The 25,823-nt window shown below is 73.3% G+C and carries 24 protein-coding genes and 1 pseudogene; 7 read left to right on the top strand and 18 right to left on the bottom strand.

Annotation, left to right across the window (positions count from 1 at the left end):
- Positions 1 to 69: 69 nt before the first annotated feature.
- The 6 genes from H181DRAFT_RS10330 to H181DRAFT_RS10355 all read right to left on the bottom strand — a co-directional run bounded on the left by H181DRAFT_RS10330 (position 70) and on the right by H181DRAFT_RS10355 (position 7,655).
- The gene (locus H181DRAFT_RS10330; protein ID WP_045864059.1) at positions 70 to 2,394 is read right to left on the bottom strand and encodes a 2-dehydropantoate 2-reductase; all 2,325 of its coding nucleotides are present in this window, start codon (positions 2,392 to 2,394) and stop codon (positions 70 to 72) included.
- Positions 2,391 to 3,248, bottom strand: a complete 858-nt coding sequence (locus tag H181DRAFT_RS10335) for an SDR family NAD(P)-dependent oxidoreductase (RefSeq protein WP_078895643.1) — start codon at positions 3,246 to 3,248, stop codon at positions 2,391 to 2,393. Before H181DRAFT_RS10335 ends, H181DRAFT_RS10330 begins: the two co-directional genes overlap by 4 nt.
- On the bottom strand, positions 3,248 to 4,567 hold the full coding sequence (locus H181DRAFT_RS10340; protein ID WP_045864060.1) for an MFS transporter: 1,320 nt from the start codon (positions 4,565 to 4,567) through the stop codon (positions 3,248 to 3,250). Before H181DRAFT_RS10340 ends, H181DRAFT_RS10335 begins: the two co-directional genes overlap by 1 nt.
- Positions 4,564 to 5,532 (bottom strand): polysaccharide deacetylase family protein, encoded by a 969-nt coding sequence (locus H181DRAFT_RS10345; RefSeq protein ID WP_045864061.1) that lies wholly within the window; start codon positions 5,530 to 5,532, stop codon positions 4,564 to 4,566. The genes H181DRAFT_RS10340 and H181DRAFT_RS10345 overlap by 4 nt, the downstream gene beginning before the upstream one ends.
- Positions 5,533 to 5,750: 218 nt before the next feature.
- Positions 5,751 to 6,761: an Lrp/AsnC family transcriptional regulator gene (locus H181DRAFT_RS10350; RefSeq protein ID WP_045864062.1), complete on the bottom strand. Its 1,011-nt coding sequence runs from the start codon at positions 6,759 to 6,761 to the stop codon at positions 5,751 to 5,753.
- 240 nt (positions 6,762 to 7,001) lie between these two features.
- Complete coding sequence (locus H181DRAFT_RS10355) at positions 7,002 to 7,655, bottom strand: TetR/AcrR family transcriptional regulator (RefSeq protein ID WP_045864063.1); 654 nt, start codon at positions 7,653 to 7,655, stop codon at positions 7,002 to 7,004.
- Between the two features lie 121 nt (positions 7,656 to 7,776).
- On the opposite strand from H181DRAFT_RS10355, the gene H181DRAFT_RS10360 reads away from it, so the two are divergent.
- Positions 7,777 to 8,187: a DnaJ family domain-containing protein gene (locus H181DRAFT_RS10360; protein ID WP_045864064.1), complete on the top strand. Its 411-nt coding sequence runs from the start codon at positions 7,777 to 7,779 to the stop codon at positions 8,185 to 8,187.
- 87 nt (positions 8,188 to 8,274) lie between these two features.
- On the opposite strand, the gene H181DRAFT_RS10365 is transcribed toward H181DRAFT_RS10360, so the two are convergent.
- The 3 genes from H181DRAFT_RS10365 to H181DRAFT_RS10375 form a co-directional block, all read right to left on the bottom strand.
- Positions 8,275 to 8,562, bottom strand: a complete 288-nt coding sequence (locus H181DRAFT_RS10365; protein ID WP_045864065.1) for a hypothetical protein — start codon at positions 8,560 to 8,562, stop codon at positions 8,275 to 8,277.
- Between the two features lie 181 nt (positions 8,563 to 8,743).
- Positions 8,744 to 10,345 carry an FAD-dependent oxidoreductase gene (locus tag H181DRAFT_RS10370; RefSeq protein ID WP_045864066.1) on the bottom strand — a complete coding sequence of 534 codons (1,602 nt, stop codon included), beginning with the start codon at positions 10,343 to 10,345 and terminating at the stop codon, positions 8,744 to 8,746.
- Positions 10,346 to 10,636: 291 nt separating this feature from the next.
- On the bottom strand, positions 10,637 to 11,617 hold the full coding sequence (locus H181DRAFT_RS10375; RefSeq protein WP_045864067.1) for a TIGR01777 family oxidoreductase: 981 nt from the start codon (positions 11,615 to 11,617) through the stop codon (positions 10,637 to 10,639).
- A 139-nt stretch (positions 11,618 to 11,756) separates the two neighbouring features.
- Between H181DRAFT_RS10375 and H181DRAFT_RS10380 the strand changes: the two genes are divergently transcribed.
- A complete protein-coding gene (locus H181DRAFT_RS10380; protein ID WP_045864068.1) occupies positions 11,757 to 12,278 on the top strand; it encodes a GNAT family N-acetyltransferase in 522 nt (173 codons plus the stop codon).
- A gap of 46 nt (positions 12,279 to 12,324) precedes the next feature.
- On the opposite strand, the gene H181DRAFT_RS10385 is transcribed toward H181DRAFT_RS10380, so the two are convergent.
- Entirely contained in the window at positions 12,325 to 12,843 is a 519-nt protein-coding gene (locus H181DRAFT_RS10385; RefSeq protein WP_045864370.1) for a DUF4240 domain-containing protein, read from the bottom strand.
- A 383-nt stretch (positions 12,844 to 13,226) separates the two neighbouring features.
- Here H181DRAFT_RS10385 and H181DRAFT_RS10390 point away from each other — a divergent pair, with 383 nt between their 5' ends.
- Positions 13,227 to 14,153 (top strand): SDR family oxidoreductase, encoded by a 927-nt coding sequence (locus H181DRAFT_RS10390; RefSeq protein ID WP_045864069.1) that lies wholly within the window; start codon positions 13,227 to 13,229, stop codon positions 14,151 to 14,153.
- A gap of 9 nt (positions 14,154 to 14,162) precedes the next feature.
- Positions 14,163 to 14,333: pseudogene (locus H181DRAFT_RS29880) on the top strand (SAM-dependent methyltransferase); the annotation flags it as partial.
- A gap of 108 nt (positions 14,334 to 14,441) precedes the next feature.
- On the opposite strand, the gene H181DRAFT_RS10400 reads toward H181DRAFT_RS29880, so the two are convergent.
- The 4 genes from H181DRAFT_RS10400 to H181DRAFT_RS10415 form a co-directional block, all read right to left on the bottom strand.
- Complete coding sequence (locus H181DRAFT_RS10400) at positions 14,442 to 15,548, bottom strand: helix-turn-helix transcriptional regulator (protein ID WP_045864070.1); 1,107 nt, start codon at positions 15,546 to 15,548, stop codon at positions 14,442 to 14,444.
- A 165-nt stretch (positions 15,549 to 15,713) separates the two neighbouring features.
- Entirely contained in the window at positions 15,714 to 18,425 is a 2,712-nt protein-coding gene (gene aceE / locus H181DRAFT_RS10405; RefSeq protein ID WP_045864071.1) for a pyruvate dehydrogenase (acetyl-transferring), homodimeric type, read from the bottom strand.
- Positions 18,426 to 18,638: 213 nt separating this feature from the next.
- Positions 18,639 to 18,968 (bottom strand): branched-chain amino acid transporter permease, encoded by a 330-nt coding sequence (locus H181DRAFT_RS10410; protein WP_045864072.1) that lies wholly within the window; start codon positions 18,966 to 18,968, stop codon positions 18,639 to 18,641.
- Complete coding sequence (locus H181DRAFT_RS10415) at positions 18,961 to 19,605, bottom strand: AzlC family ABC transporter permease (RefSeq protein WP_254666786.1); 645 nt, start codon at positions 19,603 to 19,605, stop codon at positions 18,961 to 18,963. Before H181DRAFT_RS10415 ends, H181DRAFT_RS10410 begins: the two co-directional genes overlap by 8 nt.
- Before the next feature lie 191 nt (positions 19,606 to 19,796).
- Here H181DRAFT_RS10415 and H181DRAFT_RS10420 point away from each other — a divergent pair, with 191 nt between their 5' ends.
- Positions 19,797 to 20,228, top strand: coding sequence for an Lrp/AsnC family transcriptional regulator (locus H181DRAFT_RS10420; protein WP_199810821.1), 432 nt, complete (start codon positions 19,797 to 19,799; stop codon positions 20,226 to 20,228).
- 87 nt (positions 20,229 to 20,315) lie between these two features.
- On the opposite strand, the gene H181DRAFT_RS10425 is transcribed toward H181DRAFT_RS10420, so the two are convergent.
- The 3 genes from H181DRAFT_RS10425 to H181DRAFT_RS10435 all read right to left on the bottom strand — a co-directional run bounded on the left by H181DRAFT_RS10425 (position 20,316) and on the right by H181DRAFT_RS10435 (position 22,387).
- Positions 20,316 to 21,179, bottom strand: coding sequence for an amidohydrolase family protein (locus H181DRAFT_RS10425; RefSeq protein WP_045864075.1), 864 nt, complete (start codon positions 21,177 to 21,179; stop codon positions 20,316 to 20,318).
- Between the two features lie 192 nt (positions 21,180 to 21,371).
- A complete protein-coding gene (locus tag H181DRAFT_RS10430; RefSeq protein WP_045864076.1) occupies positions 21,372 to 21,716 on the bottom strand; it encodes a hypothetical protein in 345 nt (114 codons plus the stop codon).
- Positions 21,717 to 21,751: 35 nt separating this feature from the next.
- A complete protein-coding gene (locus H181DRAFT_RS10435; protein ID WP_045864371.1) occupies positions 21,752 to 22,387 on the bottom strand; it encodes a GntR family transcriptional regulator in 636 nt (211 codons plus the stop codon).
- A gap of 645 nt (positions 22,388 to 23,032) precedes the next feature.
- Between H181DRAFT_RS10435 and H181DRAFT_RS10440 the strand changes: the two genes are divergently transcribed.
- On the top strand, positions 23,033 to 23,617 hold the full coding sequence (locus H181DRAFT_RS10440) for a Uma2 family endonuclease (protein ID WP_045864077.1): 585 nt from the start codon (positions 23,033 to 23,035) through the stop codon (positions 23,615 to 23,617).
- Positions 23,618 to 23,695: 78 nt separating this feature from the next.
- Entirely contained in the window at positions 23,696 to 24,352 is a 657-nt protein-coding gene (locus H181DRAFT_RS10445; protein ID WP_045864078.1) for a class I SAM-dependent methyltransferase, read from the top strand.
- A gap of 404 nt (positions 24,353 to 24,756) precedes the next feature.
- On the opposite strand, the gene H181DRAFT_RS10450 is transcribed toward H181DRAFT_RS10445, so the two are convergent.
- Positions 24,757 to 25,785, bottom strand: a complete 1,029-nt coding sequence (locus H181DRAFT_RS10450) for an ArsR family transcriptional regulator (protein ID WP_045864079.1) — start codon at positions 25,783 to 25,785, stop codon at positions 24,757 to 24,759.
- Positions 25,786 to 25,823 lie beyond the last annotated feature (38 nt).

Below are 25,823 nucleotides of genomic sequence, written 5' to 3' on the forward strand. Positions count from 1 at the left end.
TCACCGGGACGCGGCGGGAGGCGGGAGGCACATCGCGTCCGAACCACCGCTCCCCGGCCGTCCCGGGGCTCACTCCGTGAACGCGGCCAGCAGGCCCGCCGCGAGAGCCGCCCGCTGTGTCATGCCGCTGACCGTGGCGTGCTCGCCGCGGGCGTGCGCCCCCGCGCCGACCGCGCCCAGCCCGTCCAGCACGGGCACCCCCGCGGCGAGCACGAAGTTGCCGTCGCTGGCGCCGCCCACGGCGCACTCCCGCAGGTCGAGGTCCAGCGGCGCCGCGCAGGCGCGGGCCAGCGAGTACAGCCGGGCCACCCCCGGGGTGCGTTCGAAGACGGGCCGGTTCCACTCCCCGGTGACCGTCACCTCCGTACGGGGGTTCACCGGGGAGAGCCCGGCCAGCGCCTCGTCGATCCGCTGCCGCTCCTGCTCCGACGCGACCCGGACGTCGATGTCGGCGACGGCACGCCCCGCCGTGACGTTGCTGCGCGTACCCGCGTGCAGCACACCGACGTTGACGGTGGTCCCGGCGGACGGGCGGCTGAGCGCGCCGAGGTCCAGCACCTGGTGCGCGGCCTCCTCGACCGCGCTGGCCCCCGCGGTGGGATCCAGCCCGGCGTGCGCCTCGACGCCCTCGACGGTCAGACGGAAGAGCCCGACGCCCTTCCGGGACGTCTTGACCGCGCCGTCCGCCGACGCCTCGAAGACGAACGCGGCACGCGAGCCGAGGGCTTCGGAGACGATGGCCTCGCTGGAGGCGAGGCTTCCCGTCTCCTCGTCGCCGTTGACCACCAGCGTGCACGCGGGCCGGGGCAGGCCGAGCGCGTCGAGGGCCTTCAGCGCCCAGACCGCCTGGACGAGCCCCGCCTTCATGTCGAAGACGCCCGGCCCGGTGCACACGTCACCGTCGCGCCGGAAGGGCCAGTTCTCCAGGGTGCCCGTGGGCCACACCGTGTCGTAGTGCGCGAGCAGCAGCACGGGAGCCTCCCCGGACTGCTCCTCCCCCGGGCCGCCGGTGGCCGGGTAGCGCCGCACGAGGACGTCGCCCCTGGTGTCGCGCTGCAGCAACTCCTCGCTGACGCCCCGGGTTCCGGGCGCGCCGAGCGCGTCGTCCAGCCACTCCCGCAGCCATTCCAGGCACCGCTCCAGCTCCGCGGGGTCGTCGCTGGAACTGCCCTGGGCCGTGTAGGCGGCGAGGTCGTCGACCATCGCCTCCCGGTGCTCCTCCAGCCAGGCCCGCACGGCCTGCGCCTGCGCGCCGCCGAGCACGGGCCGGGAGGGGAGGCCGTCGCCGGCAGCGGAGGCGCCTCCGGGGTGTGCGGAGCCGGCAGCCGGACCGGCCGGCGCCCCGGGCGTATCCTCCCGGGCGCGCTCGGCGTGGCGGGCGGCCAGGCGGTCCAGCTCGTCCAGGCGTGCCTCCGACATGCCCGCCGGGTCGGCCTCCAGTTCGCGCAGTCCGCCGATGACGGCGCGCAGTACGGGGGTCTCGATGCCCGCGCGCTCCGCCTCGTCGAAGACGGTCGTGTAGTGCGTGGTCACCTCTACGGGGCGGCGCCGCACCGCGAGGTCGCGCCAGATGCCGCTGCGGTCCTTCGGCTGGGTGCGCAGCCACGCGGTCAGCCTGTCCGTGGCGCTGTCCCGCACGTGTGCGGGCCGGCCCCGCTGGAATGCCCGTGCCTCGAAGGCGTCGAACGGCTCCAGACGCACGCCGGCCGCCTCCGCCACGTCGAAGACCTCGCCGACCACGGCGTACATCGCTTCCCTGTGACGGCCGATCAGGTCGGCCATCGAGGCGTCGGCGAGGGCCGTGGCCGCGAGCATCGCGCCGAAGCCGGCCTTCGCCCACAGGTAGCCCTCGACGTTGTCGCTCGCACGGGCCGGCCCCCACGCCTGGAGGTCGTCGACGAGCCGGCGGACGCGTTCCGAGACCGGTGCGCCGCCCGGCTCTCCGATGACGAACGCGCCCGGCCCGCCGTCCCGTACGACTCCCGGCGCCGTCAGGTCGGCGAAGATGTTGACGAACGCGGCGAGGGTGCGCTTCTCCCCGACGTACGAGGCGATCACCGGTTCGTTGAACCCGTTCTGCACGGAGACCACGTAGCCGTCGGGTGCCAGCCGCGGGGCGATCCAGTCCATCGCGCTCCGCGTCGCCTGCGCCTTCACGGCGAGCAGCACCCGATCCAGCGGCCCGTCGAACTCCTCGGGCGTCGCGGCCGTGACGCGGGCGGCGGCGAACCGGCCGTGGCCGTGGTCGACCTTCAGGCCGCGTTCGCGCATGGCGGCGACGTGGTCCGCGTCGCTGTCGACGACGGTGACGGGGTGCCCGGCGCGGGCCAGGCTGTGGGCCAGGGTCCCGCCGATGGCACCGCCGCCGACGACGGTGTAGGCGTCGGCGCTCATGTCGCGCTTCCTTCCGTGGTGTTGCCGCTGTCGCTCGTGCCGCCGCTCTCGCCGCGGCCGCCGTCGCCCTGTGCGCCGCCCGGAGCGGGGTCCGGGGGCCACAGCCGGGGCAGGTGGCTCGCCCCGGTCCCCGAGCCGCCGTCGACGCGCAGCACCTCGCCGGTGATCCACGCGGCGTCGGGGCCCGCGATCCAGCGCACGGCGCGGGCGATGTCGGCCGGGGTGCCGGGCCGCCCCAGGGGGTTCGCCGAGACCGCCGCCGCGTACTCCGGCGCGACCGGGTTGCAGGAGCTGTCGACCGGTACGAAGCCGGGGCTCACGGCGTTGACGCGGATGCCGTGCGGGCCGAGCTCCAGTGCGGCGGCCCGCGTGGCCATCTCCAGCGCGGCCTTCGAGCTGGCGTAAGGGCCTCCTCCGGGACGGGCCCGCAGCGCCGCCCCGGAGGAGATGTTGACGACCGACGCCGGCCGGGACGCCGCCACGGCGCGGCGGGCCAGCGCCGCCGTCGCCAGCGCGGGGGCGCGGGTGTTCAGAGCGAACACCCTGTCCCACGCGTCGGCGTCCAGGTCGATCATGTCGAGCGAGGGGTAGACGCCCGCGGCGTTGACGAGGACGTCGATCTCGCCGACCGACTCCCACGCCCGCCGTACGGCCCTCTCCGGCCCGTCCGCCTCCGCGAGGTCGACGCACACCTGCGCGGTGTCGAACTGGTCCGCCACCGCTTCGAGCCGTTCCTCGTCGACGTCGACGAGCGTCAGGACGGTGCCGGGCCCCTCCGCGGCGGCTGACGCGAACTCCCCGGCCACGGCACGTCCGATGCCGGAGGCCGCACCCGTCACCAGGACGTGCGCCATCAGTCGAACTCCTTCTTGTTGGTCTCGGGCATCGTCAGGTAGACGATCAGCGAGATCAGTGCGGCACCGGAGACGTACAGCCACAGCAGATCGCCGTGGCCGGCGTCGTTGAGCCACGTGGTGATGTACGGGGCCGTGCCGCCGAAGACGGCCACGGCCAGCGCGTAGGGCAGCGCGATCCCGGTGGCGCGGACCTCCGGCGGGAACTGCTCGGCCATGATCACCGCGCAGTTGGCGGAGTAGCCGAGGATCAGGATCATGCCGGTCAGCTGGACGAAGAACAGGCTCGCGAAGCTGTCGCTCAGCAGGTGCAGCAGTGGCCAGGCCAGGACGACGAAGCCTCCCGCGAATCCCGCCATGGTGGGCTTCCGGCCGATCTTGTCCGACAGCTTGCCCACGAAGGGCAGCAGCGCGATGAAGATGACCAGGCAGATCGTCTGGGAGAGCAGCGCCTTGTCCAGCGGGATGCCCGTCGCGACGTTGGCGTACGTCGGCAGGTAGGTGATCCATATGTAGTACGTGAGCGTTCCGGCGATGGTGATGCCGACGACGCGCAGCGCTGCCCCCGGGTGCTCCCGGAACATCGCCGTGAGCGGGTTCTTCTTCGCGCGCCCCTTCTCCTGGGCCTGGTGGAAGGAGTCGGTGTCCTCGACGGAGACCCGCAGCCACAGCCCCACGAGGCCGAGCAGCCCGCCGATGACGAACGCGGCACGCCAGCCCCACGAGTGCAGCGCGGCGTCGTCGAGCGTCGAGGTCAGCACGGTCCCCAGGAGCGAGGCGATGAGCGTGCCGCCGCCCACGGAGACCTGCTGCCACGAACCGGCGAACGCGCGCCGGCCCTTGGCCGCCGACTCGACGAGGAACGCCGAGGACGAGCCGAACTCGCCTCCCGCGGAGAAGCCCTGGAGCAGCCGCGCCACCAGCAGTACGGCGGGGGCGGCCACGCCTATCGACTCGTAGCCCGGTGTCAGCGCGATCACGAACGACGCGCCCGCCATGAGCCCCACGGTCAGCGTGAGGCCCTTCTTGCGCCCGAACCGGTCCGCGTACGCACCGAGCACGGCGGCGCCCACCGGCCGTACGACGAAGCCGACCGCGAAGACGGCGAGCGTCGACAGCAGCGCGACGGCGCCTTCCGCCTTGGGGAAGAACACCTCCGAGATGGTCTTCACGAAGATCGTGTACAGCGCCCAGTCGACCCATTCGACGGTGTTGCCGATCGTGCCGGCCAGGATCGCCTTGCGCTGCGCCGGGTTCAGCTTGTGCGGCGCCGCGGCGGGGGAGGGGCCGCCGGCGGCGGGTGAGGTGTCGGTGCTCATCGGGAGGTCTCCGGGGAGGTGGGACGGTCGAGCTGGTCGCGGGCGATCCCGGCCAGCTGGGCGTGGGTGGCGAACCACACGTCGCCGTGGGCGGCGATGTGGTCCAGCAGTTCGCGAAGGATCACCAGACGCGAGCGGTGGCCGATGACGTGCGGGTGCATGGTGAGCTGGAAGACGCCGCCGTCGCGGTAGGCCGCGTCGAACTCGTCCTTCCAGATCTCCAGAACGTCGCGTGGGCGGGTGTAGGGCCGCACCGAGTTGAAGCGGTCCATCGTGAAGTAGGGCGCGTCGTCGCGGATCCACTCGACGGGGATCTCGACGAGACCGGTGGGGGCGCCCGCCGCTACCACCTCGTACGGCTCGTCGTCGGCCATCAGCGAGGAGTCGTAGTCGAATCCCAGGTCGAGGATCGTCTGCAGGGTGGAGTCGGAGAAGTCCCAGGAGGGCGTGCGGATGCCCGTGGGCCGGCTGCCCGTGATCTCCGTGAGGGTCTCGACCGCGCGTCCGATGAGCGTCCTCTCGTCGTCCGCGGCGAGCAGCGTGTTCCGCTCGTGGATCCAGCCGTGCACCCCGATCTCGTGGCCTTCGCCGACGTAGCGGCGGGCCTCGTCGGGGTGGAGCAGGGCGGAGACGGCGGGCATGAAGAACGTGGCGGGGGCGCCGTAGCGCTCCAGGAGGCGCAGCACGCGGCCCGCGCCGACGCGGGCGCCGTACTCGCCCTGCGCGAGACGGCCGGGGCTGGTCTCCCCGTCCCGCAGCGGGATCGTCTCGTGATCGCTGTCGAACGAGAGCGCCACCGCTGCCCGCGCGCCCCGCGGCCAGCGGGAGGGCAGGAGCGAGCGGCCGGCGGTCACGGCCGACGCGTGGCCGCGCCACACGGATTCGGGCCACTGCCAGGAGGGCGTGCTGCCCGCGGCGCCGCCGGACGGTGCGGGGCCGGGGGAGGGCTGGTCGTTCGGGGACATGGTTCCTCGCTGGGAGTCGGGTGACGGGGGTGGGGGAGCGGGTGGTGGGAGAAGCAGGGCAGGGGAGGGTGGGGCCAAGGGGACAGGGCGGGGACGGACGTGGGGCGGCCGGTCGCGGGAGCCCGGTCGGGGAAGCGGGTACGCGGGCGGTGTTCAGATGTGCTTCGGGTGCTGCACGAGCCGTCCGGGGTGGGGCCCGGATGTCGCGGCTCCGTGCCTCAGGCGTCGTCGGGGACGTCGGGGCGGGTGTCGAACTGGTCCATCCGCGTCCACGCGCCTTTGAGTGTGACCAGATGGAGGGTGACGTCGGAGGCGTTGAGGCCGGGCAGGGCGCCGATGACCTCGTCGGTGTAGCGGAAGAGGTCGGTGCGGCGGGGCAGGACCATGTGGCCGACCAGGTTGAACCGGCCGGTCGCCGCGGCCAGGAACTTCGTTCCCGGATGCTTCGCGAGCTGCCGCCCGGCGGCCTCCAGGCTTCCGGGTTCGATCGACAGCCACAGCATGAACTCGGCCTCGTACCCCAGCAGCGCGGGCTCCGCCAGGGTGCGGAAGTGGAGGCAGCCGCGGGCGACCATCCGCTCCAGCGCCCGGGCGACGCTGGACTCGTTGCGCCCCAGGTTCCGGGCGATGGTCGTGACCGGCATCCGCCCGTCCTTCGCCAGCTCGCCGACGACGGCGCGCTCGAGTTCGGTGAGCGGCTGCGGCGGCTTGTCCCAGTCGACCCGCTCGTAGGGGGCCGTGCTGGCGGACGGGCGCAGGTCGGCCACCGCTTCCTCGGGGAGCAGTCCGGTGTCCCACAGCGCGGCCGAGGAGAAGGTGCGGATCACGGCGACGTGCTCCGTACCGGCGATCAGATGGGCGCCCGGCAGGTCGGTGTAGAGCAGGCGCAGCAGCTCTTCGTTGTCGCGGGCCACGAAGTCGACGATGAGGTCGGCGGTCCCGGTCACGAGGGCGAGGAAGCGCGCCTCCGGGCATTCCGCCAGCAGTTCGGCGAGCTCGAGCCCCTTGCCGGGACGGGCCTGCACGCGCACCAGCATGGAGGAGCCCCCGCCCGTGCGGTCGAGCTCCACCGCGCCCACGACGTGGAGCAGCCGGCGCTCGCGCAGGACGTTGAACCGGCGCTGCGCGGTGGATTCACTCGTGCCCGCCCAGCGGGCTATACCGGCCCAGGGGGCACGCCCGTTGAGCTGGAGCGCCGCGATGATGCGGCGATCCAGCGCATCGATCATGTCGGCACTCGCACGCGGAATCACGAGCGAGACCGTAGGCAGCCCGGCGGAAGAGCGTCAATGCCGAAATCCTTCATCGAGGGCGCTCCACTGCCTGTGATCCACCGCCCAGGCGCCCGCTGCGGCCTGTAACCACCAGCCGGAGCGTCCGTGTGACCTTCGCTACGCCGTGCGGGATTCCGTCGCGAAGGATTTCGATCGGGTGCTCGTTCCGGCGTTCCCGGCACCCGTCGGGCGAGGTCAGGACGGGGGCGCCGGCAGTCCGGACGCGCCCCGGGCGCCGCGCCGCGCGGCGGAGGTGAAGAGCCGGTCCACGTGGTAGCGCAGCACGTCCGCCGCGTCGTCGGCCGAGCGCTGCCTGACCAGGACGCTCGTTCCGAGGCCGTGGCCGAGCGCGAGCAACCGGGCGGCCTCGTGGGCGGGTTCGGCGTCCGCCACCAGTTCCCCGTCGCACCGGGCCCGCTCCAGCACGTCGGCGAGTTCGCGTTCGAGCCGTCTCGGTCCGTCCGCGAACGGCTGCTCGGCGAGGGAGGGGTCCGTCATCGCCAGGCTCGCGTACGCCGTCCACACGACGTGGAACGCCCGGCTCTCCGCGTCGGTGGGGAGGGCCTCGGCGAGGCACGCCTCGACGACGGCCCGCGCAGGGGGGTCCGGGGAGAGCGCCGCGAGCCGGGCCGCCCACCGCGCGTAACTCTGCGCCTCCAGCCGCTCCAGTGCCGCCCGCACGAGCTGCGCCTTGCTGTCGAAGTAGTACTGGACGAGCCGGAGCGAGACGCCCGAGGCGGCGGCGACCGAACGCATCGTCACCGCGTGCAGGCCCTCCCGGGCGGCGACCCGCACCAGGGCGTCGGTGATCTGGGCGCGCCGCTGCGCGTGGTCGACGGTGCGGGGCACCGGCTCTCCCTCGGGGTGTGGCGGCTCTCGCCGCGGGCTCGTTATGATACAGGTGTATCACGAACAGGGCGGGAGCAGACGGCGGCCCCGTGCCGCCCGGGGCGAGGGAGGATCGGGGAACATGACCGAGCGCAAACCACCGGGCATCAGCTTCGAGTCCTGGGTCGACCGGCAGATCCGCGAGGCGGAGGAGCGCGGCGCCTTCGAGAACCTGCCGGGCGCCGGTAAGCCGCTGCGCGACGCGAACGCCCCGTACGACGAGTCGTGGTGGCTGAAGCAGAAGATGCGCGACGAGGGCCTGTCGCACCTGCCGCCGACCCTCGCGCTGCGCAAGGAGGCCGAGGACGCCCTGAAGGCGGCCTCGCGCGCGCGGTCGGAGGCGGAGGCGCGGAGGATCGTGGAGGGGGTCAACGAGAAGATCCGTGAGGCCTTCCGCCGCCCGCTCCCGGGCCCGCCGCTCAATCTGGCCCCCTACGACGTGGACGCCGTCGTGGCCGAGTGGCGTGGCAGGCGCGAGGCGCAGGACGGCTGAGGCGGAGGAGCGAGCGGGCCGCGGGTATGGGGCGAACGGCCGGAGCCCCCGCGCGGGGCGGGGGCTCCGGCGGCCTCGGCGCGGGCCCTACGGCAGCAGCGAACGCACCAGCCGGCACGTCGTGCCGGACGGGGGATGGACGCCGATGCGCGCCGCCGTGCGCCGTATCGTGACGTCCCGCGCCTGCCCCGGTGTGTAGACGCCGGAGTCGAGCAGCGCGATGGCGAGGCGCATCGCCTTCAGCTGGCGGTTGTGGGAGATGTACCACTCGCGGGGACGGCCGGCGGGCAACCGCTTCTTCGGCAGCGGCACTTGGGCGTGGGACGTCGGCACGGGGAGCGGCAACGGGATCGTCAGGGTGCTCGCTGCGGTCATCGGCGACCTCCATGAGTGTCGTGATCCGCCTGGCCTCTGATCCAGGATTCTGTCATCAGAATACCCGTCGGCACTGACAATCGAACGCCCCAACGTCCCTGGTCGCACGGGAAGTTGGGGCCGAAGTGTTCGATTTTCCGGAAGGGTCGCGAGGTGACGTCCGGGCCCGCCTCCGCCGCCGTCAGGCGGCCGCGTGCGAGCGGCTTCCCGGAGCGGGCCGCGACGCGCTCCCCGCGCCCGGCAGCGGCATCCCGAAGTCCCTCAGGACCTCGCTCGCCGCGCGCCGTCCCGAGACGAGCGCGCCCTGGGCGGTGCTGGTGTCGCGGTGCTCTCCGCACACGTACAGGCCGGAGAGCACGCGCACGGGCCGGCGCATGTCGTGCGGTGCGGGCATGGCCGGCACCGCACGCGCGTCCTGGTGGGCCGCCAGCAGGGTCCAGCGGTCCGCGGGAACGCCGTGCAGGGCGCCCAGTTGGGGACGGGAGGCCTTGTCCAGCACGGCGACCGGATCGGCCGCGGCGTCCCCCAGTACGACCGACGTGATCAGGGTGCACCCGGACGGCGCTCGCGCCGGGTCGACCGCGGAGGCGGCCCAGGTGTGCGAGACCGGCCCGTGCCGTTCCGCGTCGCCGTCCACCAGCAGGGAGGGGGACAGCGGCAGCGGCTCGTCGACGGCGTGGTGCAGCACCGTCACGGGGTGGAATCCGGGCACGCGGAGGCCGGGCAGCAGCTCGCCCGCGTCGGCGGCGTCGGTGGCCACCACGACGGCGCGGCAGGCGAGCGTGCCGTGGTCCCGCGTGGTGACGGAGTTGGTGGTGACGGACAGGACGTGCACGTCCGTACGTACGGTGCCCGGGGGCAGTGCGGAGGCCAGCAGATCGGGCACCGCCGCCATGCCTCCCGCCGGCACGCAGCAGCCGCCCCGCACGAAGCCGCGCAGTGCCAGGTCGGCGACCCTGCTGGAGGTCGTCAGGGCGGGGTCCGAGAGCAGCGCCGCGAGGAGCGGGCGTACGAGCGAGCCGACCGTGCGGGCGGGCAGGCCGCGCGTCGACAGGGCCTGGGCGGCGGGGAGTTCGGTGCGGGCCAGCAGCCGGTCGGAGGGTATGGCGGCGAACCGGGCCAGCGCGTTGCGCAGCCGGGCGGTGTCGAGGGCGCCGGTCACGGCGGCGCGGCTGCGGGCGCTGGTGAGGGCGCGCGCGGTGGTCAGTGCGCCCCTCGTGCGCCGCCGGTCGGCGCGTTCGGCCCGCGCGGCCCTCTCCGCCCGCGCGGCACGCTCGGCCCGCGTCGGACGCTCGGCACGGTCCGCGCGCTCGTCGAACCGTCCGCCGGCTCCCGTGCGTCCCGTACGGACGCTCGGCTCCGCCGCCCCGACCCCTCCCGCGGCGGCGTCCGGCCCTCCGGCGCGCTGTGCCGGGGCGGAGCGGGCCGTGCGGCGGCCGTTCACGCGCTGCAGGTCGCCGACGCGGTGCGTGCGCCCGTCGGCGCGCAGCAGCGCACCGGGTGCGAAGTGCCGCAGCTCCAGCTCCGCCAGCGCGGGCAGCCGTGCGAACTCGGGCCAGTCGGGGCACAGCAGCCGCCCGCTGCGGTCCAGCAGAAAGCCGTCGACGCGTTCGGTGGCCATCCGGCCGCCCACGCGGGAAGCGGCCTCCAGAACGGTGACGTGCAGCCCGGCCCGGGTCAGGTGGTGGGCCGCCGCGAGACCGGCGAGGCCGGCACCGATGACGACGACATCGGCGTCCGGGGTGAGAGGGGGTCCGGAGCGTGCAGTGTCGCTGGAGTGCACGGTGCCTCCCGTGGTCGGCGCGCGGTGCGGGGCCGTCCTGCGGTCGTCCTGCCCCGAACCAGCGCGAGTGAACCGTGGAGTTCAGGACTCTACGCAGCGGTCAGGTTGCGGTCAGTGGCACACGGGCAGAGCACGGACGCACGCCGGTCGCACACCGCTTCGGTGCGCAGCCGCAGCACGTCGCGGACGCCTCGCCGTGCGGTGCGGCCGGCCCCGGGACCCGGCACCTGACCTGCCGGGATCCCGCTGCGTACCGCTGCCGGCCTCTGTGCGGGACGTCCGTGCGTACCGTCAGCGCAGTGCGGCGCGTACCGCGTCATCGATGTCCGGAAACGCGAATTCGAAGCCCGAATCCAGCAGTCGCCTCGGGACGACCCGCTGGCTGCCCAGCACGTCCCCGGCGAACTCTCCGAGGGCCGCCTTCAGCACCGGCGCGGGGACCGGGAAGGGGGTCGGGCGGTGCAGGACGCGGCCCATCGCGGCGGTCACCTCGCGGTTCGTGACGGGCTCCGGGGCGGTCAGGTTGAACGGGCCGCTCAGGTTCTCGTCGTCCAGCAGGTGGCGCAGAGCGGCGATGTGGTCGTGCAGCGCGATGTGGCTCCAGTACTGCGTACCGTCGCCGAGCCGCCCGCCGAGACCCGCCTTGAACAGCGGGAAGAGCCGGCCCCAGGCGCCGCCGTCGCGGGCGACGACCAGGCCGGTGCGTGCGTGGACCGTGCGGATTCCCGCCTCCTCCGCGGCGGCGGCCGCCTCCTCCCACTCCTGGCACAGGTCGGCGAGGAAGCCCTGGCCGGGCGGTGCGCTCTCGTCCACGACGCGGTCGCCGGTGTCGCCGTAGTAGCCGATCGCGGTGCCCATGATCAGGGTGCGCGGCGGCTCGTCGAGGGACGCGAGCGCGTCCGCGAGGGTGGCGGTGCCCAGCACGCGGCTGTCGCGGAGCTCCTTCTTGTACGCGGGGGTCCAGCGGCGGTCACCCACGCCCGCGCCGGCCAGATGGACGACGGCGTCGCAGCCCGCCAGCCCTTCCACCTGCACGTACTGACCCTTGGGGTCCCACCTGACCTCGGAGGGCGGCCGCTGCGCGCTCCCGGAGGCCGAGCCGCCGGCACCGCCGTCCCCCGTGCCCGGACCTGCGGCGGCCGCGGACTCGTAGCGCCGCGCCTCCTGCGGCGGACGCCGCACGAGCCGGACGATGTCGTGGCCGTCCGCGCGGAGCGAGCGTGTGAGAGCCGTGCCGATGAGGCCGGTGGAACCAGTGACCGCGATACGCATGAGGTCATCCTGCCGTCTGGGGCCGCCATGCTGAAGCGCCGGGCGCGGGCCATCTGTTGGGACTTCGTGTTCCGGGACGGGGACGGTCCGGCCGGTAACCGCTGGCGGGCGACCGGGCCGCCGGTGCAGGGTTGCGCGCATGCCAGACACGCGAACCCCTGCGGCGGAGCTTGCCGTGCGCGCCGCGACCCGGGCCGACGAGACTCCCCTCGCGGAGCTCGACAGGCGCTGCTGGTCGAGGCTCCACTCCGTCCAGCCGCCGCCCAGTCCGCCGTACGCGCCGTTCTTCGACCCGGCGCATCTGCCGGTCCACTACCTCGTCGCGGACGTCGCCGGCCTGGGTCTCGCCGGCTATCTGCGGCTCGTGCCGGCGACGGATCTGGCGTGCAACGCGCATGTGAGGCAGATACAGGGCCTCGTCGTCGACACGGCCGCCCGCAGGCGCGGAGTCGCCCGCGCCCTGCTGGAGGCGGCGTGCGCGCGGGCGCGGGAAGAGGGCGCACGGCGGATCACGCTGCGCGTGCTCGGGCACAACGCGCCCGCCCGCCGGCTGTACGAGGCGGCGGGCTTCGCCGTGGAGGGCGTGCTGCCGGAGGAGTTCCTGCTCGACGGCGAGTACGTGGACGACGTGCTGATGGGCCGTCGCCTGGCCGCCGCCTGACCCGTCGCCTGACCCCCGCCTGACGGGGAAGGGCCCGGAGCGGCGGTCAGCCGCGGAAGCGGTCCCAGAGCTTGGGCAGCCGCTCGGCGAGCGCTTCGTCGTCCTCCAGGTCGAGCGCGACGCCGGAAGGGTCCTCGGGTGCTTCGGGCAGGCCGAGGTCCGGCATGATCACGCCGGTGAGCTGCTCGTACGCCTCGTCCGCGGCGTACCCGAGGTCTTCCGCGTCGCCGTCCAGCTCCTCGTCGAACCCTTCGAGCACGTCGGCGAGGGAGTCGGCGTCGTGGACGGCGTGCTCGAAGATCTCGCGGCCCTGGCCGATGAGCCAGCAGCGGAACGCGTCGAACGCGTCGTCGCTGACGCCGTCCAGCAGGATCCACGCCGCGGCCCACAGGTCCCACTGGCTCGCCCGGTTGTAACGGGACTCGAAGTGCCGGGCGAAGAACATGACGGCTTCCGGATCGAGCTGTGTCAGCCTCTCGATGAGCAGCTCGGCCTGTTCCTCGGGGTCGCCCTCGGCGTCCTCGCGGGTGGAATCGATCAGCGCCCAGAACTCGGTCTCGTCCATCACGAACACAGCATCCGCCTTGTACCCGCCCGGCGCACGCGGACTCCCTCGGATGCCGCCTTGTCGTTACCGGGGCGCGTCAAGACCTCAATGTGCGGTTGTTGTGACCATCCCACGGAACTGCCTTCACCGCAGGTCGCATCCCCGGCCGCGCCGCGGCGTCCGGCGCGAGCGGAGGGTGCAGCCGAAAAGCACGACAGAAGATGTCCGGTATCCATGCGAACGTGCTGGACACGGGAGAGCCCGAGCGGCCTCCGCGGCGTCCGCACGCCTGCCTCCGCACGCCTGTGTCCGCACTTCCGCGCCCCTCCGCGCGCTGTGGATGCCCCGGGGCAGGGACGCCGGGAAGCCGCCGTACGTCCACGCACCGGAGAGGCACAGCAATGAGCACTTCACCGTCACCGCTGACCGGCAAGGTCGCACTCGTGGCGGGCGCCACGCGGGGAGCGGGCCGCGCGATGGCCGTCGAGCTGGGCAGAGCGGGAGCCACCGTTTACGTGACGGGCCGGACCACCCGCGACCACGTCAGCGAGATCGGCCGGGCGTCCGAGACCGTCGAGGGCACCGCCGAGCTGGTCGGCGAGGCGGGCGGCCACGGCGTCGCCGTGCCCACCGACCACCTGGAACCCGGGCAGGTGCGGGAGCTCGTCGAGCGGATCGACCGCGAGCAGGGCCGCCTCGACGTACTCGTCAACGACATCTGGGGCGGCGACCACCTCGTCGAGTGGGACAAGAAGATGTGGGAGCACGACCTGGACGCCGGCCTGCGCGTCCTGCGGCTCTCCGTGGAGTCCCACATCGTCACCAGCCGGTACGCCATCCCGCTGCTGATCCGCCGCCCCGGCGGCCTCGTCGTCGAAGTCACGGACGGCACGGCCGAGTTCAACACCCGCTACCGGAAGCCCTTCTACTACGACCTGGCCAAGTACGGCCCGCTGAGAATGACGCTGGGACTCGCGGAGGAGCTACCCGCACACGGGGCCTGCGCCGTCTGCGTCACGCCGGGCTGGCTGCGGTCGGAGGCCATGCTCGACACCGCGTTCAGGGTGACGGAGGAGAACTGGCGCGAAGGCACGGCCCAGGACCCGCACTTCGCGATCTCGGAGTCGCCCGCGTACGTCGGCCGGGCCGTCGCCGCGCTGGCATCGGACCCCGGCGTGGCCCGGTTCAACGGCCGGTCGCTCTCCAGCGGCGGCCTCGCCAGGGAGTACGGATTCACCGACGTCGACGGGTCGGCGCCGGACGCGTGGCGCTACCTCACGGAGGTCGAGCAGCAGGGCAGACCGGCCGACGTCACCGGTTGCCGCTGATCCGCCCCGGCCCGGCGCGTCGGGCCTGCCGGGCGCGTCCTCGCCACCGACCTCGACGTGTCCTGGACGAGGACGGCCGCGGCGGAGGGCGTGGAAGCGCTCCGCCACGACGTCGCCCTCGACGAACCCCCCACCGGGCCCTTCGACTTGGTCCACGCCCGCCTCGCCCACGTCCACGTCCTCGTCGCCGATGATCTCCAACTGGGGACGCGGGCCCGGCTCCTGGCCCCCGTGCCGGCCCGGCGTCCCGGAGGTGGCGGTGCGCACCCGGCTCGCGGCCCCTCCCCGTCAGACGCCGTCGCCCGGCCGCGCCGCGTCCCGCGGGCGGTCCCCGTACAGCGCGGCCATACGGTGCGCCGCGTCCGCGAACCGGGCGCGCAGCGCGGGCGGTTCGAGCACCTCGCACTCCGGGCCGAGGGCGCGCAGCTGCGACTCGGCGACGTCCAGCGACTCCACGGCCAGCACCACCCGGACGTCCCCGTCCTCCGCGGACCGGGCCGCTGCCGAGCCCCCGCGCCCTGCCTCTCCGGCGTCCTCCGCACCACGCGCGTCGCGCCGGGGCTCCGCGGAGCCCCGGCCCGGCGGCAGCGGCTCCGCCTTCGCCAGCGCCTCCTCGGCTGCGACACGGTCGGTCACGTGCCGCAGACTCTGCCGTCCGGCGGGCGTCAGCCGCAGCACCACCTCGTCGCGCAGGATCGACCTCGCGAACGCCGCGGACCGCTCGGCCCAGAACGCGGGCAGGTCGAAGTCCTCGTCGCGCTCGAAGCGTCCGCCGCTCGTGACGCCCTCGACCCGGTCCACCCGGTACACGCGCCGGTCGCCCCCGTCCACCACCCGGGCGGCCAAGTACCAGACGCCGGCCTTGAGTACGAGCCCGTACGGTTCGAGCTCGCGTTCCACGTCGTCCCCCCGGCGCCGGTAGCGCACGCGTACGCGGCGGTCGTCCCACACAGCCTCGGCGAGCGCGGGAAGCTGCCGCGGCGCCGCCTCCGGCGCCCGCCACCAGCCCGGGGCGTCGAGATGGAAGCGCTGGGCCGCGGTCCGCGGGGCGTCGCGCAGCTCCGGCAGCAGTGCTGCGGAGACCTTCAGCCGGGCCGCCGACGCGGCGTCCGCGAGGCCCATGTCGCGCAGCGCGGACGGCACTCCGGAGAGGAAGAGCGCCTCGGCCTCGCCGCGCGCGATCCCCGTCAGACGGGTCCGGTAGCCGCCGACGAGGCGGTAGCCGCCGCTGCGCCCGCGGTCCGCGTAGACGGGGACGCCCGCCTCCGACAGGGCGAGCACGTCCCGGGAGACCGTGCGCTCGGACACCTCCAGTTCCGCGGCGAGTTCGGCGCCCGTCATCGCACCGCGGGTCTGCAGCAGCAGCACCATTCTGATCAGCCGGGAGGCGCGCATGGCAGCATTCTGCCGCCGGCCCGCGGCAGCGGGAACCGCCGTGCCGGGCGGTCCCGCCTCCGCCGCGAGGCGTGCGGGAACCGCCCCGTGCGGGCCGGGCTCCGGACGGCGCCCGCCGCGTGCCTCGGCCGTACGCGGACGCCGTACGTCGCGGCCGTCAGGACGTCAGGCCGTTCCGAAGCCGTACGTCTCCGACGCCTTCCGCACCGTCTCGCGCTTGACCTCGCCCCGCCGCGCGAGCTGGGCCAGCGCCGCCACCACGACCGACTCCGCGTCCACCCCGAAGTACCGGCGTGCGGCCTCGCGGGTGTCGGAGAGCCCGAAGCCGTCGGTGCCCAGCGACGTCCAGTCCTGCCGCACCCACTGGCTGATCTGGTCCGGGACGGCCCGCATCCAGTCGCTGACGGCGAGCACCGGGCCGGGAGCGTCCTCCAGCACCCGCGTGACGTACGGGACCCGCTCCTCGCCGCGCAGCTGCGCCGCGTCGCACTCCAGCGCGTCCCGGCGCAGCTCGTTCCAGGACGTCGCCGACCACACGTCGGCCCGCACGTCCCACTCCTCGGCCAGCATCCGCTGCGCCTCCAGCGCCCAGTGGACGGCGGTGCCGCTGGCCAGCAGCTGGACGGCCGGGGAGTCCTCGCGGGGCGCGGTGCCCTCCTTGAAGCGGTAGAGGCCCTTGAGGATGCCCTCCTCGACCCCCTCGCCCTCCGGTTTGGCGGGCTGCGCCTTCGGCTCGTTGTAGACCGTGAGGTAGTACAGGAGGTCCTCGTGGGCCGCGGGATCGGGGCCGTACATGCGGCGCAGCCCGTCCCTGACGATGGAGCCGACCTCGTAGGCGAAGGCCGGGTCGTAGGTGACGACGGCCGGGTTGGTGGAGGCCAGCAGCGGGGAGTGGCCGTCGGCGTGCTGCAGGCCCTCGCCCGTCATGGTCGTACGTCCGGCCGTCGCGCCGATGACGAAACCGCGGCCCAACTGGTCGGCCAGGGACCAGAACTGGTCGCCGGTGCGCTGGAAGCCGAACATCGAGTAGAAGATGTAGAAGGGGATCATCGGCTCGCCGTGCGTGGCGTACGACGTGGCGGCGGCCGTGAAGTCGGCCAGCGAACCGGCCTCCGTGATGCCCTCGTTGAGGATCTGACCGTCCGACGCCTCCTTGTAGTACAGGAGTTGGTCACGGTCCACGGGGTCGTAGTTCTGGCCGAGCGGGGAGTAGATGCCTGCGGACGGGAACAGCGACTCCATGCCGAAGGTGCGCGCCTCGTCGGGCACCACCGGCACCCACCGCCTGCCGCTCTCCTTCTCCTTCATCAGGTCCTTGACCAGCCGCACGAACGCCATGGTCGTGGCGATCTCCTGGCTCCCGGACCCCTTGTCGAGCGCCGCGAACGGCTTCGCCGCGGGCTCCGGCAGGCCCACCGGGTGCACCTTGCGGGCGGGGGCGGGGCCGCCGAGTGCGGCACGGCGCTCCTGGAGGTAGCGCACCTCGGGGGAGTCGGGGCCGGGGTGCACGTACGGCACCAGCTCGTCGTCCAGCTTGCTGTCGGGGATGGGCAGCTCCAGCAGGTCCCGCATCGCGCGGAACTCCTTGCCCGACAGCTTCTTCATCTGGTGGTTGGCGTTGCGGGACTCGAAGCCGGGACCCAGCGTCCAGCCCTTCACGGTCTGCGCGAGGATCACGGTGGGGGCGCCCTCGTGCTCCACGGCGGCCTTGTAGGCCGTGTACACCTTGCGCGGCTCGTGGCCGGCGCGTGAGCCGTGGAAGCAGGTGGCGATCTTGTCGTCACTCAACAGCCGCGCCATCTCCGCCAGTTGCGGGTCCGCACCGAAGAAGTGCTCGCGGATGTAGGGGACGTCGCGGGTCGCGTACGTCTGGAACTGCGCGTCCGGCACCTCGCGGAGCCGCTTCACCAGGGCGCCCGAGGTGTCGAGCCGCAGCAGCTCGTCCCAGGCGCTGCCCCACAGCGACTTCACGACGTTCCAGCCGGCGGCGCGGAACTGCGCCTCCAGCTCCTGCACGATCTTGAAGTTGGCCCGTACCGGCCCGTCCAGGCGCTGGAGGTTGCAGTTGACGACGAAGGTGAGGTTGTCGAGCTGCTCGCGCCCGGCAAGGGCGAGGGCGGCGGTCGACTCGGGCTCGTCCATCTCGCCGTCGCCGAGGAAGGCCCACACGTGGGAGCCGGAGGTGTCCTTGATGCCGCGGTTCGTCAGATAGCGGTTGAACCGCGCCTGGTAGACGGCGTTGATCGGGCCGAGGCCCATGGAGACCGTCGGGAACTCCCACAGCCACGGAAGGCGCCGGGGGTGCGGGTAGGAGGGCAGGCCGCCGCCGGCGGCCTCCTGGCGGAAGCGGTCGAGGCCGGCCTCGGTGAGCCGGCCGTCGAGGAAGGCGCGGGCGTAGATGCCGGGGGAGGCGTGGCCCTGGATGTAGAGCTGGTCGCCCGAGCCCCCGGCCTGGGCGGCGCCGAGGCCGTCCTTGCCGCGGAAGAAGTGCTGGAAGCCGGTCTCGTACAGCCACGCCGCGGAGGCGAAGGTCGCGATGTGCCCGCCCAGGCCGTACCGGCTGCCGCGGGTGACCATCGCGGCGGCGTTCCAGCGGTTCCAGGCGGTGATGCGGGACTCCATTGCCTCGTCGCCGGGGAAGTCCGGTTCGGCCGAGGTGGGGATGGTGTTGACGTAGTCCGTCTCCAGCAGCCCCGGCACGCGGAGCCCGCTGTCCCGGGCGTGGTCCACGGCTCGCCGCACGAGGTACGCGGCCCGCTCGGGACCTGCGTGTTCGGTCACCGCGTCCAGCGATTCCCGCCACTCGGCGGTCTCCTGCGGGTCGCGGTCCGGGAGCTGATCGAGCTCGCTCGGCTGGTTGCGTGCGGGGCGGGGCATGGTGGCCACCTTCCGTACGGGTGGACGGGGGGTGTGGGGATGTGGGCGGGTGCCTGAAGGGCAGGACAGAGCGACCCGGCGATTGGACTGTACTCCCGCGATCGATGATCGATCAAAGCTCCGAACGAGATTGGCATTCCGTGCCACGAAAGTCGGCACGCGGTGTCCGCTCGAAAGTCGGCACGCGACGGTAGTCGTCGCGTGCCGGCGCGGTCAGGGCGCGAGGATCGTGCTGGACAGGGTGACGCAGACGGCCGTGCCGGCGAAGACGCTGAGGGGGGCGTTCCGGCGCCACAGGTGCAGTGCGACGGTGACCGCCAGGCCCGCCAGGGGTGCGACGGCCCGCACGTGGGTCAGCGGAAGCGCGCGCAGCGTGTAGATGCTCAGGATCACCATCACGCCGGCCGGCATGCGGGTGCTGAGGTATCTCACGGCGCCGCTGGAACGCAGCGCGGTCAGAGCGGTGAAGGGCAGCGCGCGGAGCCCCCAGGTGATCACACAGCAGGTGGCGGCGACGGCGAGCAGGTAGCGGGCGTCAGGCATGGGCGGGCCTCGTGCGGGTCGCGAGATGCCGGATCAGCAGGGCGGCGGTGAACAGGGAGAAGGCGGTCAGCAGCATCTGCCCCGGTACGAGCAGGCGGGCGAGGAGCGCGGCCAGCAGGGCGAGGGCCGGGGTGGGAAGGTCGCCTCGCCGGTCGCGGACAGCGTCCAGGGCCAGCACGACGAGCAGCGCGGTCATGGCGAAGTCCAGGCCCGTGACGCGTGGCGGGATCAGTGAGCCGAGCAGCGACCCGGCGACGGCTCCGGCGACGCAGTACAGGTGGTTGAACGACTGAAAGGCCACGGTGCGCTTGCTCGACCAGGTGGCGGCTCGTGCGCCTGTCGTCATGGCGTACGCCTCGTCGCTCAGCGCGAAGGTGCTGTAGAGCTTGGCGAGGCGTCCGTTCACGCGGTGCAGGGGGAAGGACAGCGCGTAGAACACATGCCGGCCGTTGACCAGTAGTGCCGTCATTCCGACAGTCGCCAGCGGTGTTCCCGACAGCACCATGGGGACGAGCAGGAACTCCAGCGTGCCTGTGTACATCACTGCGGAGAACAGGGGCGCGGTCCACCAGGGCAGCCCGGCATGGGTGGCAAGCGTGCCGAAGGCCAGTCCCATCGGCAGCAGGCCCAAGCCCACTGACAGGGAGTCCTTCAGGGCGGCAGGTATCTCTGACTGCCTCCGGCACGGTGAGCCCGCAGACCTGGGAGGGTCGGTGATCCCGACCGGATGTTTTCCCATGCCGCAATGCTAGAAAGAAATACGCCTCATTTGGTTACTGATAACGGTCGTATGATGCCCCTGTGAGCAATGAAGTGCCTCTGGATGCGATCGATGAAGAAATTCTGTTTCACTTGCGTCAGGACGGTCGGCTGACCAACGTCGAACTCGCCAGGCGCGTGGGCCTGACGCCGCCCCCGTGCCTGCGTCGGGTGAAGCGGCTGGAGGAGACCGGCGTCATCACCGGCTACCGGGCCGTCATCGACCCGGAGGCGACAGGCCGCGGCATGGACGTCCTCGTCAACGTCGAGATCTACGCTCAGGACCGGAAAACGATCGAGGAGTTCGAGGCCGCCATCGCGGCGCACGACGAAGTCGTCGAACTCCGCCGCATGTACGGCAGCCCTCACTACTTCGTCCGTGTGGCCGTCGCGGACAACGCCGCCTACGAGTCGTTTCTCATGGACAAGCTCACGGGCCACCCCGCCGTCCTGCGCCTGGAGTCCCAGCTCACCATGAAGAAGATCAAGGCCGAGGGCTGACTCCGGAGGCACGGCATGCGCACCGGCGATCACGGTGGATCTGCCCGCCGGCCACGAACCGGTCCGGCAGCACGCAGAGACGGGGCTTCACACCGCTCGGAGACCGAAGAGGCGTGCCGCGTTGTCGTGGCACACGGCGCGGAGCCAGTCCGCGCCGAGCCCCGTACGTTCCAGGGAGCGGAGCGCCTCGGCGTACGGGTACGGGATGTTGGGGAAGTCCGAGCCGAACAGCACCCGGTCGGCGAGGGCGCCGAGCCGGGGCAGGGCGGCGCGGGGGAACGGCGCCTCCGCCTCCGCGAACGGGGTGAACGCCATGGTGGTGTCGAGCATGACGCGCTCGTACCGCTCGGCCAGGCCGAGGAAGTCCTCGTACTCGGGCATCCCCAAGTGCGCCACCACCAGCGGCAGTCGGGGGTGCCGGGCGAGGAGCGACGCGATCGGGCCGGGCCCGGTGAAGGGGCCCGGCGCAGGTCCCGAACCGCAGTGGGTCACCACCGGGACCCCCGCCTCGGCCAGCGTCCCCCAGACCTCCTTCAGCGACGGGTCGTTGGGGTCGAACGCACCGACCTGGAGATGGCACTTGAAGACCCGGGCGCCCTGCTCCAGGGCGCGCCGCACGTCGCCGGCCGCGCTCGGCTCCGCGTAGAACGTCGCCGTGTGCAGGCAGTCCGGCGTGCGTGCGGCGAAGTCGGCGGCCCAGTCGTTGAGCCAGCGGGCCATGCCCGGCTTGTGCGGGTAGAGCATGGAGGTGAAGGCGCGTACGCCGAAGTCCCGCAGCAGCCGCAGCCGTTGCTCCTCGTCCCGCCGGTAGGCGATGGGCCAGGGACGTCCGACGAGCGGACCGGCCGAGTCGAAGTACGCCCACACCTTCGCCAGGACCCGTTGCGGCATGAAGTGCGTGTGCACGTCGATGAGGGAGTCCAGCCCCAACGAGCGGTGAAAAGCGGCCACTTCGGCCTGCTCCCCGGGAGGGGGCTGGGGCCCCGCGGCCCCGGCGGACGGTGCTGACTCACGGGATGATGCGGACACCCGGCCTCCGGAACTCTCGCGCCTCCACGTACGTGACGCCAGCAGACCACGAAGCCGGTGCGGGGGTCGACGCGCCCCCTCCGTTCCGGGACGGCCCTGGGCCTGCGGGGGAGGTCAGTCCTCCGTTGCGGAGTACCGCGCCGCGAGCCCGCGGTGCTGCTCGGCGGCCAGTTCCGCCTCGCCGTGGGTGATCGTCGACCCCGGCATGCCGCCCAGACGCGCCACCTCCTCCGCGAAGCGCAGATGCGCCTGCCGTGCGTGCTCGCGGCACGCGAGGCAGGTGACGCTCTCCGGACGCGGCGAGGTCATCGCATAGGGCACCCGCGTCCCGCATCCGGTCGTGACACGGCTGGGCAGATCGCCCGCCAGGCCGAACGTGGACGCCATCAGGTCCCGGACGGCGGCGTTCCGGCGGACCACCCCGGACTCGACATGGATGTGCGGATCGGGTGCGGCCATGCCTCCTCCTGTCGCGGGACCGTACGGGACGGGCGTCAGCCGGCGCCCGCCCCGCGGGGCGCGGGCGCGCAGCCGAGGACGTGCGCCTTGACCAGTTCGGCGATACGGGGGTCGCGGCGCCGGAACGCCTCCATCACGGCCTCGTGCTCCTCCGCGTAGGACTGCTGCACCGTGCCCAGCCAGCGGATCGACAGCGCCGTCCACACCTCGATGCCCAGCGACTCCCAGGTGTGCAGCAGCACGCTGTTGCCGGCGGCCCGCACCATCTCGCGGTGGAAGGCGACGGTGTGCCGCACCTGCGCCTCCCCGTCACCTGCCCGGTCCGCCTCGTACAGCGCCTCGACGTGCGGCAGGAGCGCCGACGCGTCGCCCGCGAGGCGCGGAGCGGCGAGCTCGGCCGCGATCTGCTCCAGACCCGCCCGCACGGGGTAGATCTCCTCCAGGTCGGCGGCCGACAACTCCCGTACGCGCACTCCCTTGTTCGTCGCCGACTCGATCAGCCGCAGCGCCTCCAGTTCGCGCAGCGCCTCCCGTACCGGCGTCTGGCTGACCTCCAGCTCCACCGCGATCCGCCGCTCCACGATCCGCTCTCCCGGTTGCCACCGGCCGCTGACGATGCCCTCCACGATGTGCTCGCGGATCTGCTCGCGCAGCGAGTGCGCGAGGGGCAGCGGAGAGGGGGGCGAGGTCACAGGCGCGGCCTCCTTCTGAGCGGGGCTCTCGGCGGTTCCGGACGGCGGGCTCCGGCTGCTGCCTCCCCGCGCGACGGCATCCGGCGCCCGGAGGGCCTGGCGGCTGCGGCCGCGAGCGGGAGGGTGCCTCGACAATACGGCCCCGCGGGTGGGCGGAGCGCCCCGTACGCGTGTGGTCTTCACCGCGCTCCGGCAGGCCGCCCTGCCGCGAGGGGCCCGAAGCCACCGCGCCGGGCCGGTGACGGTCACGGCCGCGCGGGCCGGATCCACCACGGGACGTCCTCCGTGGGCGGTCGGGACGGGCAGTCGGGACCAGAACCCGGACGAGCGGCACGCGCTCGCCGATGGCGCGCCGGCCGGTGTGGACCGGCCTGCGGCAGTCGGGTCCCGCGCAGTCTCGCCGGACGGCCGTGCGACTTCGCCACCGCCGCGCGAACCGTTCGCCGTGCGCCGACAGGTCTTCACGCGCTGCCGGGACGCAACTGCCGCACAGCCCCGCGCGACACCGGAGGGGCCGGGCCGCCCGGCGGGCCAGGGTCACCCGTGCTGGTGATCCTGGCATCCCAGCCCGTGACGCCGGTTCCGCTCTGTCGATACTGGCCTTCATGCGGAAGGGGGTACACCATGACGGTTATGGCCGAACGCACGTCTCAGATGCAGGTGGAGGAGTTCGAGGAGATCGCCTCCAAGGCACCCGAGACCGTCATGTTGGAGTTCGTCGACGGGCGGATCGGGGTCAAGAGCATGCCTGACGGGGACCACGACACCATCACGATGTGGCTGCTCAGGCAGTGCATCCAGGCCCGCCCGGATCTCGACCTGCATCCGGAACGCGGACTGCGGGTCGGTTCGTATCGCAACGGCCGTGCTCGTGCCGACGGCGCGCTCGCGCCCGTCGCGCACTTCGCCGGCCAGGGTGAGTGGGCGGACCCGGAGGGGGTCCTGATGGTCGTGGAGGTGACCTCGTACGACGAGGACACCGACCGGCGGGACCGCGTCGAGAAGCCCCCCGCCTACGCGGCAGCGGGCGTCCCCGTCTATCTGCTGATCGACCGGGACTCCTGCACCGTCGTCGTGCACAGCTGCCCGGATCGGGAGGGCGCCCGCTACCGCGACGTGCACACCGCCCGCTTCGGAGAAGCGGTGACGCTGCCCGAGCCGGTCGGGATCGAGCTGGAGACGGACGTCCTCAAGAACTACGTGCGCTGAAACCCGTCGACCGGTCCCGGCCGACCGACCGGATCGGCGCCCGGCGGCGGTGTCGGTGGTCCCTGCCAGAGTCCCGGCATGACCTCACACGCTGCTTCGATCACCGCCTACTGGGACGCCGCCGCGGCGGACTTCGACGAGGAGCCCGATCACGGGCTGCTGGCCGAGGACGTCCGTTCCGAGTGGGGCCGGCTGCTGCGTGCCTGGCTGCCGTCCGAGCCGGCCGACATCCTCGATGCCGGATGCGGCACCGGCTCGCTGTCCCTGCTGCTGGCCGCGGACGGGCACCGGGTCACCGGAGTCGACCTGGCGCCGCGGATGGTCGAGCGGGCCCGGCTGAAGGCGGAATCGGCCGGGCTCGGCGCCCGGTTCCTCGTGGGGGACGCTATGCGGCCTCCCACGGGTGAGCAGCGGTTCGGCGCGGTGCTGGCCAGGCACCTGCTCTGGACCCTGCCGGATCCGGATGCCGCCCTGCGGGAGTGGACGTCCCGGCTGCTGCCGGGCGGGCAGCTCATCCTGGTGGAGGGCCGCTGGCGCGAATCCGGGCGGAGCGGAGTGCCGTACGTCGCGGGGGCGGAGGAGCTGCCGTGGCACGGCGGCGTACGGGCGGAGCGGCTGGCAGCGGCGATGCGCCCGCTCGTCTCGGACCTCCGCGTCGAATCCCTCAGCGGCAACTCCGTGCTCTGGGGCCGTCCCGTGACGGACGAGCGGTACGCCGTGATCGCCCGCCGGTGACTGCCCTCCCGCCCGCGTCCGAAGCCCGCGGGAGCTGCCCGCTTGCGGCGGACGACGCCAACTCGCGCCTGCGACCAGGGTGTTGTGTCTCTGACTACAACACAATGGTCAGCACGTCCGCCCTCCGGCACAGTCCTCGTATACGGGACGTACGTCGCACGTCGTCCCGGAAAAGGGGGGAGCAGCGAGGCGAGGCCGGGAAGACCTGGGGGTCCGTCCCGGCCGGCCTCCGCTCTGGCGGCGCAGAGCCCGAGAACGGCAAGCAGGTTCGGGCTGCCGCCCGTGGAAACGCCCCTGCCCGTACGCAACCGCGGGCAGGGGCGTCGCGCAACCGGCCGGGAGACGGGCTGACGCGCGACCCCGCCGTCACTGCTCCGCTTCAGGGCTCCGCCGCGGCCTCCGCTTCAGGGCTCCGCCGCGCTCTCCTTCCCCGTCTGCCGGAGCAGCGCGGAGCCGAGTGAACTGAGCTGGTGGAAGACGCTGTTGGCGTGCCGGTGGCTCACGAGCAGCCCCGACTCGCGCAGCACCGCCGCGTGCTGGCTCGCCGCCGAGGCCGAGATGCCGACGTGCCGGGCGAGTTCGCTCGTGTTGGGAACGGTCACCGCCGCGCGCAGCACCCGCGCCCGTGTCGAGCCCAGCAGACGGGCCAGCGGATCGCCCGCAGCTCCTGCGCCGCCGTGGGGCGCCGGCTTCATCCAGTCCGGGTCGCGGTCGAGCGGGTACAGAACGGTGGGCGGCAGGTCCGGGTCGGCCAGGGGCACGGGCCTGCTCCACAGGAACTGGGAGGGCACGAGCAGCAGCCCCCTCCCCTGGAGATGCAGGTCGCGGTCCACGGGGTGCGCGGGTATCTCCAGGACGGGCGGACGCCAGCGCATCGCCGGCCGGAAGCCGGCCAGCAGGCCGTGCACGCCCCCGACTCCGCCCGTCTGCCGCGCCCTCGTCCGCACCGCCCGGTCGGCGGCGGCGCGGCGCTGGATCGCGGGCCAGTAGGGGGCCAGCGCACGCTCGTGGTAGCCGGAGATCATCGTGCCGAGGCGCCGGCGCGCGTGCGGCGCGCGGTCGGTCAGCTCCCGCGACCAACTGGGCGCGCCCACACGCTCGTTGAGGATGCCGAGTTCGTGGTCGATCCGCCCGCGGGGCGTCGCGACGATGGCCTCGACGCCTTCCTCCAGTCCCAGCAGCCCCTCGGGCGGCGTGAGGAAGTCGGGGAAGTAGCTGGCGTCGGGGACGAGGGGCAGCAACTGCCGCACCTCGTCGGTGTTCCCGTGGCGCCGCAGGTCGGCCCGTACGTCCCTGCGCCACTCGGCGAACGGCACCCGGCCGTAGCGGGCGCGCAGCATGTGGAGGCTGAAGACCACCTCCCAGAGCGGGTCGGGTCCCTCCGCGACGTGCGTGCGCGCGAGGTCGGTGGGGGTGAAGTGGATGCGCAGCATGCGGTGTTCCCTCGCGGCCCGGGACGCGGTGTCGGCCG

Source organism: Streptomyces sp. WMMB 714, from assembly GCF_900090125.1.
Classification (GTDB): domain Bacteria; phylum Actinomycetota; class Actinomycetes; order Streptomycetales; family Streptomycetaceae; genus Streptomyces; species Streptomyces daqingensis.